Below are 19,146 nucleotides of genomic sequence, written 5' to 3'. Positions count from 1 at the left end.
GGCTGGTCACCTCAGCTCGAAAGTCGTGGCGCCGATGCGCACTGGCACGCGGGCTGCAAGCACGGTCGGCTCGCTGATGCGGCGCTGATTGACCGCAGTGCCGTTGGTGCTGCCCAAGTCCTCGATGGCCCAATCGCCCGAAACCGGATCGCGATAGACCCGTGCGTGATGCGACGAGACGAATTCGTCGTTCATGACCACCGTGTTGGATGAGGCGCGGCCCAGCGTGATCGGCTCATCGCCCAGCGGCACCGAGGAGCCGGCCAGCGGGCCGTCGATGACCACGAGCAGCGCCGGGCTGGACGCGGGTTGAGATGCAGATGCGCCAGCCGATGCAATTGCCGACTCGGGCATTTGCGTGGTGCTCGGGTGCGTCGCGGGCGTTACCGGTGTTGCGGATGCTGCTGCTGCGGCGACGGCCGATGCCGACGCTGGGGCTGGCGCGACCGGGGCGGAAGCGGCCTTGCGGGCCCGGCGCTCGGCGCGTCGATGGGCGCGGGATTTGCGCGGGCTGAGCGACGTGATGTCGCGGTGCAGCGAGCGCACGGCGAGCCAGGCGAACACCCATAGCAGAATGAGGAATCCGTATTTGAGAATCGCGAATGTCAGTTCGGTTAACATAGCTTCGAGCGGTGGCTTATCGCGTCAGTCCTGATCCTGCGAAGAGGCCCAGTACAGGATGCGGGTGCGGCCGATCGTGATGGTGTTGCCATCGAGCAGCGTGGCGGCGGGCACCTGATGGCCCTCCACGTACGTGCCGTTGGTGGACCCCAGATCGCGTGCGATGACGCCGTTGTCGGTGATGTCGATTTCCAAGTGGTTGCGCGAGATGCCCGGGTCGTCGATGACGATGTCGCAGCCGGAGCCGCGCCCGATAACCGTCTTCTCCTTGGTGAGCAGGTACTGGCTGCCGTTGATCTCAAGCATCGGGCTGTCCTGCGCCTGATCGTCCGTGGTGACCGGCACCGCGTTGCCCTTGACCGACTCGGAAGACAGGTTGAAGCTGCCCTTGCCCAGGTCCAGATCCTCTTCGAAGATCACGACCACCGGCCCGACGAAGGCGTAATGCTGGCTTTTCGCGTACTGTGTGAGATTGTCCGCCAGCTCATTGGCGAGAGTCTCGCTGCCCCACTGCTCGATGTGATCGAAGTCGGGGGTGCTGAGCTTGAAACGGTACTCATTCGGGGCCACCGTACGGTCGCGGCCGACAGGCATGGCTTCGGCGTCGATCTCGCGCTCGAGGGCGCTTGAGAGGTCGACGGGCTGCAGGTCCTTGGACCCGAATTTCGCAAACACACCGTTGACGGCACCTTCGACGCTCTTTTCAAAACGGTCGAGAACGCTCATAGTGATCCCTTTCTATCCTCACCCATCCTACGCGGCAAGGCGAAATGGGCAAAAAACGTTGCGGATACGTGCAAATTCTTCATCGCTGGGGATGCCATCATACGTCATAGGCCTACCTATTACTCGGTTGCCATGTGTTCGCTGCGAAGTTGGCATGCATTTGCTATGGATTTGCGTGGGCTCGGGCCTCACATATTATGGCCTGTGCATGTTCTGCGTCGCCTTTTGTACGCTATCGCGTGGCTGACGTATGAAATGTAACGTTCATGGCCTGCATAACGTGCCGTTTTGTACGGCAGTGTCGTCTTAGCGTACAAAAGGCGACGGTCGATGTGTTGCGGCTTCCGTAGTGACGAATGGCGAAAGGGCGCAGGAATCGGGAGACGGGGGCCGAGAGCGGTTTTTTGTGGCACCGAGGCAGTAGCCTAGAGAGCATGAGTGTTTCACAAGCGATACGAGAATTTCCCCGCCTCAAGGCCCGCACCCTGCGCTTCACCTGCGGCGCGCCACGGTCGGCGACGGCTATCGGCGACGGCACGCGCGCGTTGTTCCTGCGTTCCGACGGCCCCGAAGACCTCGTGACCGCGCTGTGGCTGAGCGTTGTCGAGCCTGATGGCAGGCATCATGAGCTGCTGCTGGCCGATCCGCGCGAGCTGCTGGCCGACGCGGAGGGCGAGGATGTGCCGCCCGAGGAATTGGCCCGTCGCGAACGCGCGCGCGAAGGTGGGCGTGGCATCGTGTCGTATTCGGCTGATGCGGCCGGCGATCGCGTGGTTTTCACCATCGACGGCAGGCTGTTTCTCACTGATCTCGCGCACATCGATGCGGACGGCCAGGGTGCGAGGACGCGCCAGCTGGGCGTAGCCGATCTGACCGACGAGCATCCCGAGTATGCGCCGGTGCTCAACCCGCGCATTTCGCCCGACGGCCGGCATGTGCTCTATACCACTGGGCGCCATTTGGTGATGGTCGATATCGCCGATTGGGATGATGCGGATGAGGCCGGCGAGGTCGGTGAGGTTGACGGTGCTGCCGAGGCTGGCGATGGCACTACAGGCGAAGCCAGTTTTTCCGATGTTTCTGGCGCACATGATGACGCCGACGTTCCCAGCAGTACTGGTGACGCCGATGCGGGTGCATCCGATGATGCGGGCGACGATGACTACGCTGCGAATATGGCGGCGATCAGCCATGCCCATGCCGCGTATTCTCATGTCCATCGCTGTGGCGAGGAGGAGGACGAAGTCGTGTCTGCGGGCGACCATGTCTCCGCGCTGTGGGGCATCGGCGGCGATGACGAGGAGGACGACACCTGGCGCATCGGCCTGGCTGAGTTCGTCGCGGGCGAGGAGATGGGCCGTTACGACGGCTTCTGGTGGTCGCCCGATTCGGACGGCATCATCTTCGAGACTTTCGACAGCGCGCCCGAACCGGTATGGCATATCAGCGACCCCGCCGACCCCGAGTCTCCGGCAACTCCCCGGCGCTATCCGCGTGCGTTGACGCGCAATGCCGATGTCTACTTGACGCTGGCCGGACTCAGTTTCGACGGGCGCGGCCATTCTTGCGGTTTGGATGCGCGGCGCATCGCCTGGGATCGTAAGGCTTACGAATACGTGGCGGCGGTGCGCTGGTCGGCTGGGCATCGCCCGCTGCTGCTGGTGCAGAACCGGCGGCAGAACCGCGATCAGGTGCTTGCCGTAGAGCCTACCGGCATGACGAGCGTGCTTGAGGAGCATGCCAACGAGCAGTGGCTCGACCTGATTCCCGGCACGCCGGCCTACACGCCGGACGGGCGGCTGCTGTGCGCGGCGAATGATATGGCAGCCGACACCAATCGGCTCACCATCGACGGCAAGGCCTTCACCCCGGCCGGATGGCAGGTGCGCGAAGTGCTCGACGTGCGCGACGATAATGTGCTGGCGGTTGTGCAGCGGACGCCGGAATTGGACGATCCCGCAGGAGACGGTTCGGACGTATCTCTTGCCGAGCATGACGCCCGTAGCTTTGATGTGGTCGCCTTCGATTATGAGGGCAAGGTAACCCCTCTCACTGGCGAGCCCGGCGTATACACGGCTTCGCGCGCGGGCCGCGGACTGGTTGTCACCGGGCGCTCGATGCATGTCCCCCACGTGGCAATGACGCATATTGTCACATCAGCAGCGACGGATGGCGCTGAGGCGTTAGGCGATAAGACTGCCGCTTTAGATGTCGCTGCCCCGAAGACCTTCCGCGCCGCAATCGAGAATCACGCGGCGACTCCCGGCTTCACGCCGAACACCGCGTTCGTGCAGCTCGGCGAGCATCGGCTGTTCACGGCCATCACACGGCCGAGCGCCGAAAGCCCGTACGCGCATGCCGACAAGCTGCCGGTGCTGTTGAAGCCGTATGGCGGGCCGGGCTTCCAGCAGGTCGCGTTCAGCGAGTCCTATTACTGGGAGTCGCAGTGGTGGGCCGATCAGGGCTTCCTCGTCGTCACCTCCGATGGGCGTGGCACCACTGGCCGTGGCCCGCGTTGGGATCGCGAGATCTTCGAGAATATGAAGGAAATCTCGCTCGCCGATCAGGTCGAAACGGTGAAAGCGCTTGCCAGCGCGGAGCCGCAGGCAGATCTTGACAAGGTCGCAATGATTGGATGGTCCTACGGCGGCTACCTCTCCGCGCTCGCCGTGCTGGATGCGCCGGACGTCATCCATGCCGCCTGCGCCGGCGCGCCGCCGACCGACTGGACGCTGTACGACACGCACTACACCGAGCGCTACCTCGGCCTCGACCCGGCGGTGTACGAGCGCAACAGCATCATCGCGGACGCGCCGAAGCTACGCCGCCCGCTCATGCTCATCCACGGCTTCGCTGATGACAACGTGACCATCGCGCATTCCCTGCGCCTCTCGCAGGCGCTGATGGCAGCCGGCTGTCCTCATACCTACTTGCCGCTGACCGGCATCACGCATATGACCAACGATGAGGCGGTCGCCGAAAACCTGCTCACCCTGCAGCGCGACTTCCTCTACAACGCGCTGGGCATGAACGCCCGCTCGGCGCGCCTGTCCGAAGGCTGCTGAAATCCGGGGATGTGGGGCCGGTGGGGTCCGCGAGGCCCGCTGTATGTGTATGCATGCGTAACTAGTACGTTTGTCACGCAAAACATGGGATTTGCGTGACAAACGTACTAGAAGAGACGATTCCTCGGACTCTTGTCACGCAAAGCAGCCTTGTAGCGTGACGAAAGTACTAGGAGTTGCAAGCTACTCGCTGCTTGCGTTCGTCGTGACGGCGTGTACATGCGTAGGCGACTTGGGCGATTAGGATGAAGGCATGCAGATGCCACTGGTCAAGACACTGATTGATGAGACACCGATTGATGAAACCCTGATCGATGAGACGAACTATGCGGGCGAGATGCGGGGCAAGGTGCTGCCTGCGCTGGCCCGGTGCCGTAGCGAGGGCTGGATGGAGCCGGCTGAGGCCGATGGCCTCGCACCGGTGCCTTCGCCGGGCAAGCTGCACTATCTGTGCTACGACGCAGCGGAATTCAGGGCCGCGCAAGGCAACGCCGGGGCCAGATCGTGCGGCACCGTGGTCATAGTGCACGGGTTCTCGGAATTCGCCGCGAAATACAGCGAGATGATCTGGTATTTCCTGTGCCAGGGCTATTCGATCTGCATGCTCGAGCATCGCGGGCATGGCTATTCGCCGCGCGACATCGACGATCCAGCGCTGGTGTGGATTGACGGTTACCGCCGCTATATCGCCGATCTGGCGCAGTTCGTCACCACCATAGGCAAGCAAAGTGCGGATGGCCGGCCGCTGTACCTGTACTCGCATTCGATGGGCGGCGGCATCGGGGCCATCATGGTGGAGCGCTACCCCGCGCTGTTCGACAAGGCGGTGCTGTCCAGCCCGATGATCGCCCCGCAGACGGGCATGCCGACATGGCTTGCGCGGCCGCTCATGTCGCTGATGTGCGGCATAGGGCAGGGGAAGCATGTGGTCTTCGGGCAAGGTGGTTTCCCTGCGGAATTCAGCATCGAGGGCGAGGAGGCGATGAGCGAGGCGCGGGCGCATTGGTACTACGATCGGCGAGCCGAAGATGTGCATTACCACAGCAATTCGGCCACCTACGGCTGGGTGCGCGAGGCACTGAGGATGTCGCGCGAGGCGCTGCGGCCCTCGGCATGCGAGCGAATCGAGACCCCGACGCTGCTTTGCCAGGCGGGCAAGGACATCTGGGTGCTCAACGAGGCGCAGAACCGCTTCGTTCGGCAGGTGCAAGACGCGGGCGGCAACCTGCGCATGGTGCGTTTCGCCGACTCGGCACACAACATGTTCTGCATGCCCAATCGCGCGCTCGGCCCGTATCTCAACACGCTGTTCAGCTTCCTCGGCGATTCGACTCGGTAGGTATCGACTTGGTAGACATCGAATAAGTAGACACGAATCAACCGCGTAACGTGCTTCGTATAGGCTCCTTTAGGTTCAAGCGCAAGGCCGCCGCGCTCGCAGGCGACTTTGGTTCCTGTTTCCAGTACAGTGGGTGGCGTGATTCGCCGGCAGACGCTGACAGCAGCGCGCGGCGCGAAGAGAGCGGCAGCGGCAAGAGGGCAGGGACGCAGGCAGGAAACGGCGCAACAGTCGCAAAACAGGAGCCACAAGGCAATAGCCATAAGAGTAAGGACTGGAAACAGGCATGACATACGATTTCACTTCGATCATCGACCGGCACGGCAAAGACGCGCTCGCGGTGGACGGCTTGGGCGGAGCGCATTGGGGCATCGCGCCCGACGCGCCGCAGGACGGCTTCGATGCGATTCCCATGTGGGTGGCGGATATGAACTTCGCGACAGTTCCCACGATTACGGACGCGATTATCACGCGGGCGCAGCATCCGGCCTTCGGCTACTTCGAGCCCACGGACGAGTATTTCAATGCGATAATCGACTGGCAGCGCAGCCGCAACGGCGTCGAAGGGCTGACGCGCGAGGCCATCGGCTACGAGAACGGCGTGCTGGGCGGCGTGATTTCCACGCTGACGTCCTTCGCCGCGCCTGGCGACGCGGTGCTCCTGCACAGCCCGACCTACGTCGGTTTCACGCGCAGCATCGAGTCGAACGGCTACCATATCGTGCACAGCCCGCTGGTCAGGGACGAGCAGGGCGTGTGGCGTATGGATTTCGAGGATATGGATCGCAGGCTCAAGGAGAATCAGATTCATGTGGCGGTGTTCTGCAGTCCGCACAATCCGTGCGGCCGGGTCTGGGAGCGCTGGGAGATCGAGCGGGCGATGGAGGTGTACCGCGCCAATGACTGCGTGGTGATTTCCGACGAGATCTGGTCCGACCTGACCTTGGGCGAGCACAGGCACATCCCCACCCAGTCGGTGAGCGAGGATGCCCGCAATCGTACGGCGGCCTTCTATGCGCCGAGCAAGACCTTCAACTTGGCTGGGCTCGTCGGCAGCTACCACATCATCTACAATCCGGCGCTGCGCGACCGCGTGGTGTCGAAGGGCGCGAAGTCGCACTACAACGATATGAACGTGCTCTCGATGCATGCGCTGGTCGGCGCGTATTCGCCCGAGGGCCACGCATGGCTTGACGAGCTGCGCGCAGTGCTGACGGGCAATGTGGACTACGCCTGCGACTACATCGCAGAGCACTTCGCCGGGATTGACGTGTTCAGGCCCGAAGGCACGTACATGCTGCTGCTGGATTGCACGCAGTGGTGCACCGAGCACCATGAGAGCATCGACGAGGTGGAGCATCGGGCCTGGAGGGTCGGCGTGGCCGTGCAGGACGGCCGCCAGTTCAACGCCCCCTGCGCGCTGCGTGTGAACCTCGCGCTGCCGCTCAGCCTGGTGAAAGAGGCTATGGCGCGGCTGAGTACATATGTGTTCATTAATGCATGAGTAGAATGACGCTGTATGGAGCAGCTCGCGAACATTGTGCGCGGGCGGGCGGAACGATCGGACGGCGAAGGAGTGCATATGAAGAACCTGTTTCTTGCCTCGCGCTTTTTCCCGGTCGCAGGGCGGCTGCCTGATTTGTTCGGAAGCCTCGAAGGGCGCCGGGCGGGCGGTACTCATCCCGACCGCCGGCATCGTCAGCCGGGTGAAGCTGCCCGTCGGCCTGCATGTCAAAGAGCTTGCCAGACTTGGCGTGACGACTCAGGAACTCGAGATTTCCTCGGCATCGCACAGCGAAATCGCGCAGGCGATTCGCGCGGCCGACATCGTATTCGTCAGCGGCGGCAACACCTTCTTCCTGCTGCAGGAGTTGAAACGCTCCGGCGCGGACAGGCTTATCGCCGAGCATGTGGCCCAGGGCAAGCTGTACATCGGCATCTCCGCGGGCGCGGTCGCCGCTGGGCCGGATATCGAATACATCAAACCCATGGATGACCATCGCAAGGGTGCCGGGCTGCGCGGCGATTTCGCTGGTCTGGACCTTGTCGCGCTTTCGGTCGTGCCCCATTGCGGCGACATCCTGTTCGGCAAGGCCGCGCAGCGCATCCTTGCCCGAGGCGATGCGCGACTCGATCTCAGGGCGCTCACCAACCGGCAGGCCATCGCCGTGCGAGGCGCGCAAACCAGCACTGTCGCATCGCGCGCGCATTACCGACGGCAGGCTTAGCGGGCCTAGCGGGCTTAGCGGCGCATTGTTGCTCCTGGAACTGAGCGCAATCCACGGGAAAGCGTGTGAGTATGCTTGCCGTTATGGATGGTTCTGAGGGCTCTGATGACTCTGTAAACAGCGCGGTTGCCGCCGCGTATCAATCGTTTCGGCATCGCGCGCCGCATGTGCTGCTCGGCGTCACGGGGTCGATTGCAGCGTTCAAGGCATGCCAGCTCGCCTCCGATCTGACCAAATCCGGCTGCCGGGTTCGCGTCATCATGACCGCTGCGGCGCGGCAGTTCGTCGGCACGGCGACATTCGACGCGCTGACCCATAGCGTGACGCGGACCGAGATGTTCCCCGAAACCGAATACGCACTCTCGATGGAAGGCGACGGCGCCGACAATCGCGATTTTGGCGTGGGAATCAGTCATATCGAAGACGCCAAATGGGCGGATATCGCGGTCATCGCACCGGCGACAGCGAACAGCATCGCCAAGCTGGCCGCAGGACTGGCTGACGACTATCTGAGCACGACGATGCTTGCCGCCACCTGCCCGAAGCTGGTGTGCCCCGCGATGAATGTGCACATGTACGAGAACCCGGTGACGCAGCGCAACCTTGCTGTTTGCAGGCAGCTCGGGTATCGGCTGGTGGAGCCGGAGACGGGAATCCTGGCCTGCCAGGACGTCGGCAAGGGGCGGCTCGCGAATGTCGCGACCATTGAACGTGCGATTGCCGATATGCTGCGAGCAGCGTTGCTGGTGCTGGTGCCGGTGAGTGCATCGTCGCAGGCGCCGTCGGGCTATATGTCGCCCGAATCGAGTGGGTATGGACAGACATCATCGCGTGCCGGCGCACCCGAATCCGGCAGAAATGGGCAGGCGGCGGACGCCGTGAACGAGACGAATACTGACGGTACCGTAAGCGAGACGACGAATGCTGACGACAACGACAGCGACGAGCGACCGCTTGCGGGCCTGAGCGCGCTGATTACCGCCGGTCCGACGCAGGAGCCGCTCGACCCGGTGCGCTACATCACCAACCATTCGACCGGCAAAATGGGGTATGCGCTTGCTCAGGCCGCCAAGGCATTGGGGGCTGAGGTCACGTTGGTGTCCGGGCCAGTCGCGCTGCCCGAGCCGGCGGGCGTGAACGTGGTCCACGTGCTCAGCGCCGAGGATATGTTCGAGGCCGTGCAGCGGCATTTCGCCTCGGCGGATATCGTAGTCATGGCTGCTGCGGTCGGCGATTTCCGGCCCGAGCATGCGGATGCCGAGAAGATCAAGAAGCAGGGTCGTGCTGATCTGACGGTGCGGCTCGTGTCCAATCCCGACATTCTCGCGTGGATGGGTGGGCATCGGCGCACCGATGGCTCACAGGCGTTGTGCGGCTTCGCGATGGAGACCCAGGATCTGATTCATAATGCGGCCAGGAAGCTGCTCGCAAAACGCTGCGACATGCTGGTGGCGAACGACCTGCGTGAACCCGGAGCGGGCTTCGCAACCGACACCAACGTCGTCACGATCCTGACTCCGGCCGGCGGCTGCGGGGATGATGACGATAACGGTCTACCCAATCAGCAGGTGCGCACCGAGCGTCTGCCGCAAATGCCGAAAACGCAGTTGGCGGCGGTGATTCTGCGGCGCTTGGCGGGCATTCGGGCGCAGGCAGCGGCGTGAGCCATGCATAACTGTTTTATTTGTGGTATCAACCGGACTATGCTGATGCGTTCTTTTGTAACTGAATAGTTCACTGCCTTTGCGACAGCTCAGACTAACCTACATCTACACCTATAGCTGTTGGCTTTGGCTCGCGGCGTTCCGGTGCACATCGAGTTCGAAATCGGTGAACGCGGCGATCATTGCGCGGAAAGTCGCCTCGACGACGTCCGGCGACGCGCCGAAATCCGTGGCGAGCTGGCGAACCTTGCGAATTTCCTGCTCGACCCTGTCTGGAGCGTGCACGGCGCCTTCATCCTTCTTGAGCTTGCCGACTGCGGCGACCCACTGCTGCCGTTCGGCGATAAGCCTGATGATCTGCTCATTGATACCGTCGATCTTGGCGCGGGCCTCAGCGATGTCGTTAACTGAATCTGAATCACTCATGGCTTTCATGGTACTGCGGTCTGTTCGTCGGAACATGGATTCTTTTGTGCTGCCGCTCGAATCACTGCGATTGAGATTTCATCAGAGAGACCGCTGCGCTAGGCTTGACCCATGTTCCCCTTGCTTGAGACTCTTGTCGCCGTGGTTGAGATCGGCCGGTTCACACTGGCCGCCGACGAGCTCAAGGTCTCGCAGTCCACGGTCTCCTCGCGTATCGCGCAGTTGGAGCGGATGGTCGGGGCGCCGCTGTTCGAGCGGCATGCGAAAAGCGATGTGACGCCGACCGAAGCGGGGCTGCTGCTGTATCGCGCGGCGACCGGCATAGGCGACTCGTGGCGCGAAGCCTGCGAGCAGATCGCGGCAAGTCGTGAGCACCGCGAGCCGTTTCTAGCGCTGTTCTCCCACACCGCATCCGAGGTGCTGCTGCCCTCGGCGCTGGCTGCCGCGACGCCCGAGCTTGCGCAGTTTGACCTGCGCACGGCGACGATGAATTCCGACGCGATTCTTGAGCGCACCGGCATGAAGACCGCGCAATTGGGCATCGTGGAGAAGCCCATCGTCAACGAGTCGGTGAGCCGCGTCACCCTGCGCGCGGACCGGCTTGTGTGGGCGGGGGCGCAAGATGGCGTGTGGCTCGTGCGCGAGCACGGCTCCGGCGTGCGCTATTACACTGACCTGTTGTTCAAAACCCTTGGCACCGTTCCAGCGCACAGCATCGAAGTGGCCAGCAATGCGGCGATCGTGGCTTCCCTTGCCGCCGGATTCGGCCAGTCGATCGTTTCGCAGGCCGCCGTGCCCGCCCATGTGCCGACGCGCGAGCTGAGCGGCGAATTCGTGCGGCGCTTCTACGCGCTGATACCGCGCTCCGGCCTCTCGCGGGTGCAACGAGTCTTGGCCCACACAATGGTCGACGCGATGCGCGGGTGAACGGCAGGTGGTTGAGCGAGAATCTGCTCGCTGAGTGCGTGGTTGCGTGTGATTGAGCTGTTTTCGGTGTCCGAGGTGGCTGGGAATCCTGAAGTTTTTGCATGAGAACCGTGCATCTCGCTTGTGTGAGGCGTTATTGGGGTGCCCACGGGGGGTGGCTGATTCTTCCGATGAATGTACGAGTGGTAACCGCAGTAACCCACATGGTATCGAAATAACCAATGATAAATATTGATTGATTTGATTTGACCGATACTTGTTGCGTCTGGTTGAATGGTCGTCCATGAGAGAGTTCCAGAAGAAATGGGCGCAGCGCGTCTTCACCGTTGACATGCTATTCGTCGCTGTCGTGACGCTCGTCGCGTCGCTGATCGGCGCTTGGCTCAAGCAATATCCGGGGTTCAGCCTGTTCGGCGCACTGATTATCGCACTGCTTATCGGTATGCTGTTGCAGTTCCCGATTCGTCGGTGGTACGTCGGCGCTTCCAAGAGTTCGCAGCAACGCCGTGCCGGTGTCAAGGACGCTGCCGGGTTGATTTCCAACAAGCTGCTGCGCCTGGGCATCATCCTGCTCGGTTTCAAGCTCAACCTCACCGTGCTCTTCACCCAGGGCCTCAAATGCCTGCCCATCGCGGCTCTCGTCGTCACCTTCACCATCGTCGTGACCTACGCCATCGCGCGCAGGCTCGGCGTCGACCCGATGCTGGCGATTCTGGTCGCAGGCGGCACCGGCATCTGCGGCGCGGCAGCCGTGATGGGCCTGTCCGGCGCGATACGAGTCCCCGAAGAACGCGAAACGGAGAAGGCCGACGACGTGACCATGGCCGTGGCGACAGTGGCGATTATGGGCACGGTGTTCGCGCTCGCCGAGATCGCGCTCGGCCCGCTGACCGGCATGAGCCACACGCAGCTTGGCATTACGGCCGGCGCATCCCTGCACGAGATCGCGCATGCCGTGGCGGCCGGAGCCGCATTCGGCGCGGTGGATATCGCAACGATCATGAAGCTGTCGCGCGTGCTCATGCTGGTGTTCGCGGCCATTATCATCGCCGTCTGGTGGGATAAGCGCCACAGCCAAGTAGCCGGCGACGGCAAGCGCGTGGTTGCGTTCCCGTGGTTCATGCTCGGCTTCATCGCGGCCTCGGTCATCGGCACCTTCGTGCCCTTCGTCGCCGCAATTACCGCGCAGCTGGTGAACATCGCCTACATCGTGCTCGGCATGGCCATGGCGGCCCTCGGCCTGACCGTGAACTTCAAGGCCATCGCCGTCCAAGGTCGCCGCGTCTTCCTGGCCAGCTTCCTCGCCTCGATTCTGCTCATGTTCCTAGCCGCCGGCATCGCCGTGTTGCTCTTCTAAAGTGTGCTGCTTGCCGTGCCGGTGCCCAATGCGGCTTGCGCCCAATGCTAAAGCCTGATGTACCAGCCGTGCGACCGCTGCTGCTGAGCAAGAAATACAATGCCGGAGGGCACCACATTGATGCGGGGGTCGAGCGCCGAGGCCGGTATGCCGTGGGTGCGCATCGCTTTAGCGCAGGCGACGACCGTCAGTCCCTCGGGGATGTCCGCGCCGTTGAGCGCGCGTGTCCCCTCGATGGCAGTGTGATTGACGACGAGCAGAACGCGGTCGTCGCAATCCGGGTCATGAAGAATATCGGATGCCAGCGCCAGGCCACGCGCGACATCGCTGCCGTCGTCCGAAGCGTGCAGAATCACGGGGCCGTCTTCACATGTATTGTCATCTGCCATAGCTCTACACTATCGCGTCGGTTACTGTCTCTGCGTTTGCTGTCTGTTTTGCCGTCCGTATTGCGCCACGCTTCGGCGCGCTGCGGCCGCAAAGCGTTATTGTTTCTGATATGAAATTGACAAAATGGGAGTCGCTGACGGAATGGCCGCTGACAGTGCTGTCGGTGCTGTTCCTCGGAGTCTATGCGGGGCAGATCCTCGCGCAGCCGCGTGGTTCATGGAACGCTGCGGCAAATATTGCGATGAATGCGTTATGGCTGATTTTCGCGCTGGATTACGTCGTTGCGCTTGTGCTGGCGGAGGACCGCAAGGAGTATTTCAAGCATCATATCTTCGATCTTGCGGTCGTGCTGCTGCCCATCATCCGGCCGCTGCGCGCACTGCGCGTGCTGACCGCGCTCAACGCCTTGCACCGCACCACCGGCATGGCGCTGCGCGGCAAGATCATCATCTATGTGACGGCCTCCGCTGTGCTGCTCGTACTCGTCGGCTCGCTCGCCGTCCTCGAAGCGGAGCGCTATGCCCCCGGCGCGACGATCAGGACGTTTCCCGAGGCGCTGTGGTGGACCTTCGTGACGATAGCCACGGTCGGCTTCGGCGACTACACGCCGGTGACCGCCACCGGACGTCTTATCGCATTCGTGCTCATGATTGCGGGCATCGGCATCATCGGCGTGGTTACGGGCACGTTCGGCTCGTGGATCGTGGAGGAGGTGAGCGCTGAGACGGAGCGCACCACCGAAATCACCCGTGAGGAAGTCGAGGCTGTGGCGGCGCGCCTTGATCGCATCGAGCGCATGATCGCCGAAGTCCGCGAGGAGATGCACGACGGCGCTAACGGCGGCAATGTGGCCGGTGCGGATGATAATGCCGGCGGCGCCGCTATCAGTGACAGCATTGCTGAAAATACCTGAGATAGCTGGCATCAGCACCAAGTCAAATGAACCAAAGCCCTGATAGTTTTCCTGATTACGGCGGATATGGGTCGCGCTTCCTCGGTTGACATATTGTGAGCTCGCATTGGCCTTCCGAGGCACCTGCCGAGGCGTATGCGGCAGCTCTGCGAATGCACTGTGAAATTAATTAAGCAGATTCGAGCGAATCAAGGGTTCGCGCGCGCCGCAACGGCTACACGGCAAAGTCCGGAATCGTTGGTATTCCGCCAAAATGGTTGACGTTAGATTCACGGCATACTTTTCCAAGTGCTTAATAGACGAAAAAAGTGCTTAATAGATGGTTGCGGCCTTGCAGCGGTGTCTTCACGCATTTGGCTCAACCGTCACCGGCCCCACACGTTTACTAAGCACTTTTTTCTTCTATTAAGCACATGCCAAAGTAGACGCCTCATATGCGCTTACCGGAATCGTTGGTATTCCGCCAATCCTGAATGCTTGGCAAAGCCACAAAAGACCCTGCGCAGGCATCCGCATGAAGAAATGTGCTTAGTTAATGGTGAAGGGTGCGGGTGAAGCAAGCGAAGCAGCGTGGGCGAAGCAGTGCAGGCGACAGAACATCAATCACGCATAGATGTTGCGCGGGCGAATGTCGTTCGGCAGGCCGTCGAGCAGTGTGCTCACGGAGCCGGATTCGAACACCGAGCGGATGCCGGCGGCCAGCAGCGGGGCGACGGACAGCACGGTCATGTTCGGCAGACGCTTCTCCTGAGGCACGGGCACGGTGTCCATGAGGACGATTTCGCGCGCGCCGCAGTCTTTCAGCCGTTCGACGGCTGGCCCGGAAAGCAGTCCGTGCGTGGCGACGAGCGTGACGCTTTTCGCGCCGGCGTCGTGCAGGGTGCGCACGGCCTCGCAGATCGTGCCGGCCGTGTCGATCATATCGTCCACAACGATGCAGTCGCGTGCTTCGACATCGCCGATGATGCCATGCGCCTCGGCGTGGTTCGGGCGCGTGATGTCGCGCGTCTTATGGATGAAGGCGAGCGGCAGCCCGCCGAGCTTGGCGGCCCACTGCTCCGAAACCCTGATGCGCCCGGCGTCGGGGGAGACCACGGTCGCCTCGGCCAGCGGCACGCTGCCGCGCACGTAGTCGAGCAGCACCGGCATGGCGGTCAGGTGGTCGACCGGGCCATCGAAGAAGCCCTGCTCCTGCGGCGCGTGCAGGTCCACGGTCATGATGCGGTCGGCGCCGGCGGCGTGGAACAGGTCGAACATGAGCCGGGCGGTGATGGGCTCGCGGCCCTGATGCTTCTTGTCCTGGCGCGAATAGCCCAGGAATGGTGCGACGACGGTGATTGATCGGGCGGAGGCTCGCTTGAGCGCATCCACCATGAGCAGCTGCTCCATGATCCATGTGTTGATCGGGTCGGTATGCGCCTGAATGACGAAGGCATCGGCCCCGCGCACCGGTTCGGTGAAGCGCACGTACATCTCGCCGTTCGCGAAGTCATAGGCGGTGGTGTCCACCAGCTTCGAGCCCAGACATGCTGCGGTCGCCTGCGCCTGTTCCGGGTACGCGCGACCCGTCACAACGACCAGCCGCCTGTCCGGAGTGCCTTCGAGAATCGCCGACATGTTTCGCCTTCCCATGACATGAATGTGACGTGCACTGCTTGGTGTTCGGGTTTCATCACGCTTGAGCCGAAATCGAGCCGCCTTCCAATATACAGGCATCTCGGAGCATCATCAGACGGCGGGTTGCCCAAACGTGTGGTAAATGTTGCCCAAACGCACGGAAAATATGGAGAAAACGTGAGATGAACGCAACTGAATGCGAATCAGAGGTCGTGCAATGCTGCTTCCACGATTGCGGGCATGCCGGTGCGCGGCGGGCGTTTTGGTGGTACGTGAGGTCTGCTGACGTATGGAAGGGCCTAAATTGTACGGGGGGGGGGTATTTTGAGGCGGGAACAGGTTATGTGAGCCTTGGTGCTGCATATGCATAGTGGCGGTGGGGTGCCTGCGCGAAATGAGCGGTTTCGAGAGAATCTTTAAGCAAAGGGGTTTCCATGAAGAAGCGTTTTGCCGCGGTGCTTGCCACGGCGGCGATGCTGGTGGCGGGCGCGTTCGTCGCGCCGTCCGCGTCGGCGGATACGGGCAATACGTCCGATACGGCCAAGGCCATCGCGGTGAATACGACTGTGTCGGGCGCCGTAGGTACTGACTATGGTAGCTATGATAACAACTGGTTCAAGTACACGATTCCAGCGAAAGGCAAGGTCTGGATAAGCGGTAGTAATCTAAGCGACCCTGATGTTCGTTTATTCACGAGCGCTGGTAGCACGCAGCAACACGATGACAATGGCGCTGCCTCTGACGTTCACCGTTTTCCCGCTGGCACATATTACGTGCGTATACAAGCTTGGTTTCCTAAGACTTCTTATACGCTTCGCGTCAATTATGTGAACGAGGGCAGTAAGCTTACCGAGGTCGAGCCGGACAACAATCCTTCTGCCGCCACGCCTGTCAAGCTGAACACGTTCTACGCCGGCAATATCGCCAGCGGCAGTGATACGGATTGGTTCAAGTACACGGTTCCCGCGAAGGGCAGTGTGCGGCTCGACATGAATACGAACACAGACAGCGGTGACTATGTTTTGAGCATGTATACGTCCCCGGGCGGTTATGCCGACTACGATCCCGTTGACTATGTACGGTGCAGTTCGGGTAGTGGCTATTGCAATACGCCGGCGCACTCCCTTGCAGCGGGCACGTACTATGTCAAAGTGAACGCCGGCTATTCCTGGGATGACGCCGACTATCAGCTGAAGGTCAGCTACACCCCCGCGACTCCCGCTCCTGCTCCTGCTCCTAAGCCGACATCTAAGCCGACTCCGGCGGGGAAGGGAACTCCGGTGCCGGTGTATCGCGTGTACAACAAGAACTCCGGGCTGCATCATTACACGACGAGCCTGGGTGAGAAGGACGCGCTGGTGAAGCTGGGCTGGAAGTACGAGGGCGTGTCGTTCAACGCGGCCAAGCAGGGCTCCGCCTCGGGCCTGGTGCCGGTATATCGCGAGTACAACCCGCACAACGGCAATCACAACTGGACGCTGAATCAGGCGGAGCACAATAAGCTTGTGAGTCTGGGCTGGCGCAGCGAGGGCGTGGCGTGGTATGCGAATCCGGCCGGCCCGGTGACCGTGTACCGCCTGTACAACCCGCATTCGGGCGAGCACGTCTACACGACGAGTGCCACGGAGTATGCGGCTGTCGGCAAGGCCGGCTGGCATCAGGAAGGCACTGCCTGGAAAGGACTGTAAACCGGCTGTCGCCACAATCTGATCTCTAGACTCAGGGGTGCGGACGAAAAGTTGGAATGCTTTTCGCCCGCACCCTCTTTTGGTTAGCGTCCGGGTTGTAGCGACAGTCTTCCTGTAATGGCACGAAACGGACGCTGATGAGCACTCAGCGTCCGTTTCGTTCGATTAGCCCTCGGGTAGCGCTACACAACGGTCTGTAAGGCTTCGTTAGCGTCCGGATTGTAGCGTTAGGGCATAGTTAGCGCTACGAAACGGACGCTAATCTTGCCTTCGCGCGCGCTGCAATCTGCGCGGGCGTCGGTTGAACGTAGCCGCCGGCGAGGAACTTGCCCATTCCCGGCATGGAGGCGATGATGGTCGGCCCGACGCGCATCGCCAATGCCTCGATGATGAAGGCCCACAGGCCCGCGATGATGAAGAACCATGCCGCGATGGCGATGGAGAAATGATAGGGGTGAATCTCGCTCGTGAGATCGTAGTTGCTCAGAATGCTGCTCAGCGCCCCTGAGAAGCCATTGAAGCTCAGCGAGGCTCCGAAGCTCATGATTACGGTGAACACAATCCAGAGCACGCCGACTGCAACCGGGCTTTTCCACGTGTGCTTCCACGCGGCGTACCAGGGATCCTGCATATTGCGCAAGGACGTGCGCAGCACGATGACGATTGTGGCGAGGACGAAGGCGAGGAACAGCAGCCACAGCTGCCATCCGACGGCAACGGCAGGGGAGGAGTCAATCGAGGTGCTGGAACCGGCAGGCTTGGCGAAGCCGAACAGAGAGAAATTCAGCGCCGGACCGTAGCCGCTGTACGCGATCGTGCCGAATGCGGCCAAGGCGAACAGCGCAACCGGAAGATAGGGGAAGGCGAGGAACAGCAGCAGAAACAGTTTCGGCTGATGCGTCTGCGCGATAAGCCAGATGAATACGACGACGCCGATGACGGTGAAGACCAGCCAGTAGATGGCAAACGATTCAACGACGGTGCGCACGAATCCGCGGGTGCGGTGCGTCCAGCGCCACAGCGCAAGGGCGACATTGCTGCTGTCCGGGGCGAACCGCGCCATCGCGTAGCCAATCAGCGCGCCGATGCCTGCGAGCAGGAAGCCCATAGCGAAAGTGCGCAGCGAAGCGCCGTCCAATGCGCCGGATGCGGAGAATTGATCCGCCGACCCCTTGATGCTCAGCGGGAACAGCGCACCCAGTATGAGCAGAACGAGCCCGGAGCCCAGGCCGATTATCGCGGCGCTCGCGGCTCCATCCCAGCGTACTTGCACGGGGGCTTCGCGTTTGCGGGCGAGCATGTATGAGCCGAATGCCGCGCCGATGAGCAGCGCGAGCCCGGACAGGCCTACCGGGAGCCAGATTGAGGTGTGTACGCCGAGCTGCTGCAGCGAGACGTATGCGTTATTGCTGCCGACCGGGCCTGAAGCTTGCACGGAGAAGCTTCCTGAGAGCCCCGCAATCACTATCGCGACGAGAATCTGCACGAAATTCGGCATGGCGATATACGCATCTGAGCCGTCGAGCGCATAGGAGACGCTGGAATTCGATGACGACAGCGCGGACAGCCACGACGATGGCGGAATGACAATCGATATGCATAGCGCGGCGACGAGCCCCACGGCCAGCGCCGCCCCTAGGCCGGTGCCAAGTGAAACAAGCATGGTTTTCAGGCTGGCGGGGTTGAACAGGCGGCCGATGAGCGGATTGCTCGTGATTGGGTTCGCGGGTGCGGCGGCGGTTGGAGCGATCGGGGACGTGGCTGGCGAGATTGCGGGCGGCACGGCTGCGGGTGCGGGAGCAGTGGTAGCTGGTGCGGTGGGTGCAGGTGTGGGTGCCACGGGTGTGTGTGCTATGGGTGCGGGGACTGTTGCGGTAGGCATGGCTGGAACCTGCACGGGCGTGACGGGAGTTGCCGATGCAGCGAGGTTGACCAAGGGAGCTGTCTGCCCAGTCGGAGCTGAGGCGGCGGTTTGATTGATCTGTGCGGTTACTGGCACGGTTTGACTGACGCCAGCAACCGGCGCGGCTGTAGGCTGCACGGCTGTAACCGGCGTGGGCGTTTGCGGCGGCGCTGCCATGGCGACCCGCTGCCCGCAGCGGGAGCAGAATTTCGCGTTGTCGTTGAGTTTCGTGCCGCATTGGCTGCAGAACATAACTTCCCCTTCGTTCGTTTCCTGAACGTC

At 61.9% G+C, this 19,146-nt stretch carries 15 protein-coding genes; 9 read left to right on the top strand and 6 right to left on the bottom strand.

All coding sequences use genetic code 11. From position 1 onward, the window contains the following. Positions 1-6: 6 nt before the first annotated feature. Positions 7-621: an FHA domain-containing protein FhaB/FipA gene (locus DDF78_RS01775; RefSeq protein WP_152581474.1), complete on the bottom strand. Its 615-nt coding sequence runs from the start codon at positions 619-621 to the stop codon at positions 7-9. Between the two features lie 24 nt (positions 622-645). Beyond that, positions 646-1,347 (bottom strand): FHA domain-containing protein, encoded by a 702-nt coding sequence (locus DDF78_RS01770; protein WP_152581473.1) that lies wholly within the window; start codon positions 1,345-1,347, stop codon positions 646-648. 434 nt (positions 1,348-1,781) lie between these two features. On the opposite strand from DDF78_RS01770, the gene DDF78_RS01765 reads away from it, so the two are divergent. The 5 genes from DDF78_RS01765 (at position 1,782) to DDF78_RS01745 (ending at position 9,643) form a co-directional block, all read left to right on the top strand. Further along, entirely contained in the window at positions 1,782-4,412 is a 2,631-nt protein-coding gene (locus DDF78_RS01765; RefSeq protein WP_152581472.1) for an alpha/beta fold hydrolase, read from the top strand. Between the two features lie 253 nt (positions 4,413-4,665). Continuing rightward, on the top strand, positions 4,666-5,751 hold the full coding sequence (locus tag DDF78_RS01760) for an alpha/beta fold hydrolase (RefSeq protein ID WP_237564508.1): 1,086 nt from the start codon (positions 4,666-4,668) through the stop codon (positions 5,749-5,751). A 286-nt stretch (positions 5,752-6,037) separates the two neighbouring features. After that, positions 6,038-7,255 carry a MalY/PatB family protein gene (locus DDF78_RS01755; protein WP_152581471.1) on the top strand — a complete coding sequence of 406 codons (1,218 nt, stop codon included), beginning with the start codon at positions 6,038-6,040 and terminating at the stop codon, positions 7,253-7,255. A 94-nt stretch (positions 7,256-7,349) separates the two neighbouring features. Then, positions 7,350-7,979 (top strand): Type 1 glutamine amidotransferase-like domain-containing protein, encoded by a 630-nt coding sequence (locus DDF78_RS01750; protein ID WP_152581470.1) that lies wholly within the window; start codon positions 7,350-7,352, stop codon positions 7,977-7,979. Between the two features lie 83 nt (positions 7,980-8,062). Continuing rightward, positions 8,063-9,643, top strand: coding sequence for a bifunctional phosphopantothenoylcysteine decarboxylase/phosphopantothenate synthase (locus DDF78_RS01745; RefSeq protein ID WP_152581469.1), 1,581 nt, complete (start codon positions 8,063-8,065; stop codon positions 9,641-9,643). Between the two features lie 111 nt (positions 9,644-9,754). Here DDF78_RS01745 and DDF78_RS01740 read toward each other — a convergent pair whose 3' ends face one another. Then, positions 9,755-10,069, bottom strand: a complete 315-nt coding sequence (locus DDF78_RS01740; protein WP_152581468.1) for a chorismate mutase — start codon at positions 10,067-10,069, stop codon at positions 9,755-9,757. Positions 10,070-10,180: 111 nt separating this feature from the next. Between DDF78_RS01740 and DDF78_RS01735 the strand changes: the two genes are divergently transcribed. Next, positions 10,181-10,996, top strand: coding sequence for a LysR family transcriptional regulator (locus tag DDF78_RS01735; RefSeq protein WP_152581467.1), 816 nt, complete (start codon positions 10,181-10,183; stop codon positions 10,994-10,996). A gap of 283 nt (positions 10,997-11,279) precedes the next feature. Continuing rightward, positions 11,280-12,353 carry a YeiH family protein gene (locus tag DDF78_RS01730; protein WP_152581466.1) on the top strand — a complete coding sequence of 358 codons (1,074 nt, stop codon included), beginning with the start codon at positions 11,280-11,282 and terminating at the stop codon, positions 12,351-12,353. Positions 12,354-12,400: 47 nt separating this feature from the next. Here DDF78_RS01730 and DDF78_RS01725 read toward each other — a convergent pair whose 3' ends face one another. After that, positions 12,401-12,742, bottom strand: coding sequence for a hypothetical protein (locus tag DDF78_RS01725; RefSeq protein WP_152581465.1), 342 nt, complete (start codon positions 12,740-12,742; stop codon positions 12,401-12,403). 110 nt (positions 12,743-12,852) lie between these two features. Here DDF78_RS01725 and DDF78_RS01720 point away from each other — a divergent pair, with 110 nt between their 5' ends. Next, positions 12,853-13,656, top strand: coding sequence for a potassium channel family protein (locus tag DDF78_RS01720; RefSeq protein WP_152581464.1), 804 nt, complete (start codon positions 12,853-12,855; stop codon positions 13,654-13,656). Between the two features lie 603 nt (positions 13,657-14,259). On the opposite strand, the gene DDF78_RS01715 is transcribed toward DDF78_RS01720, so the two are convergent. Next, positions 14,260-15,273 (bottom strand): ribose-phosphate diphosphokinase, encoded by a 1,014-nt coding sequence (locus DDF78_RS01715; protein ID WP_152581547.1) that lies wholly within the window; start codon positions 15,271-15,273, stop codon positions 14,260-14,262. Positions 15,274-15,707: 434 nt separating this feature from the next. Here DDF78_RS01715 and DDF78_RS01710 point away from each other — a divergent pair, with 434 nt between their 5' ends. After that, the gene (locus DDF78_RS01710; protein ID WP_152581463.1) at positions 15,708-16,961 is read left to right on the top strand and encodes a pre-peptidase C-terminal domain-containing protein; all 1,254 of its coding nucleotides are present in this window, start codon (positions 15,708-15,710) and stop codon (positions 16,959-16,961) included. Positions 16,962-17,205: 244 nt separating this feature from the next. Here the strand turns inward: DDF78_RS01710 and DDF78_RS01705 are convergent, their stop codons facing one another. Continuing rightward, a complete protein-coding gene (locus DDF78_RS01705; protein WP_162000791.1) occupies positions 17,206-19,116 on the bottom strand; it encodes a zinc ribbon domain-containing protein in 1,911 nt (636 codons plus the stop codon). Between the last annotated feature and the right edge of the window lie 30 nt (positions 19,117-19,146).

It is taken from the genome of Bifidobacterium tibiigranuli (assembly GCF_009371885.1).
In the GTDB taxonomy this organism is placed as follows: domain Bacteria; phylum Actinomycetota; class Actinomycetes; order Actinomycetales; family Bifidobacteriaceae; genus Bifidobacterium; species Bifidobacterium tibiigranuli.
The sequence above is the reverse complement of the archived record's forward strand: the minus strand, read 5'-3'. Positions and strand labels throughout refer to the sequence as shown.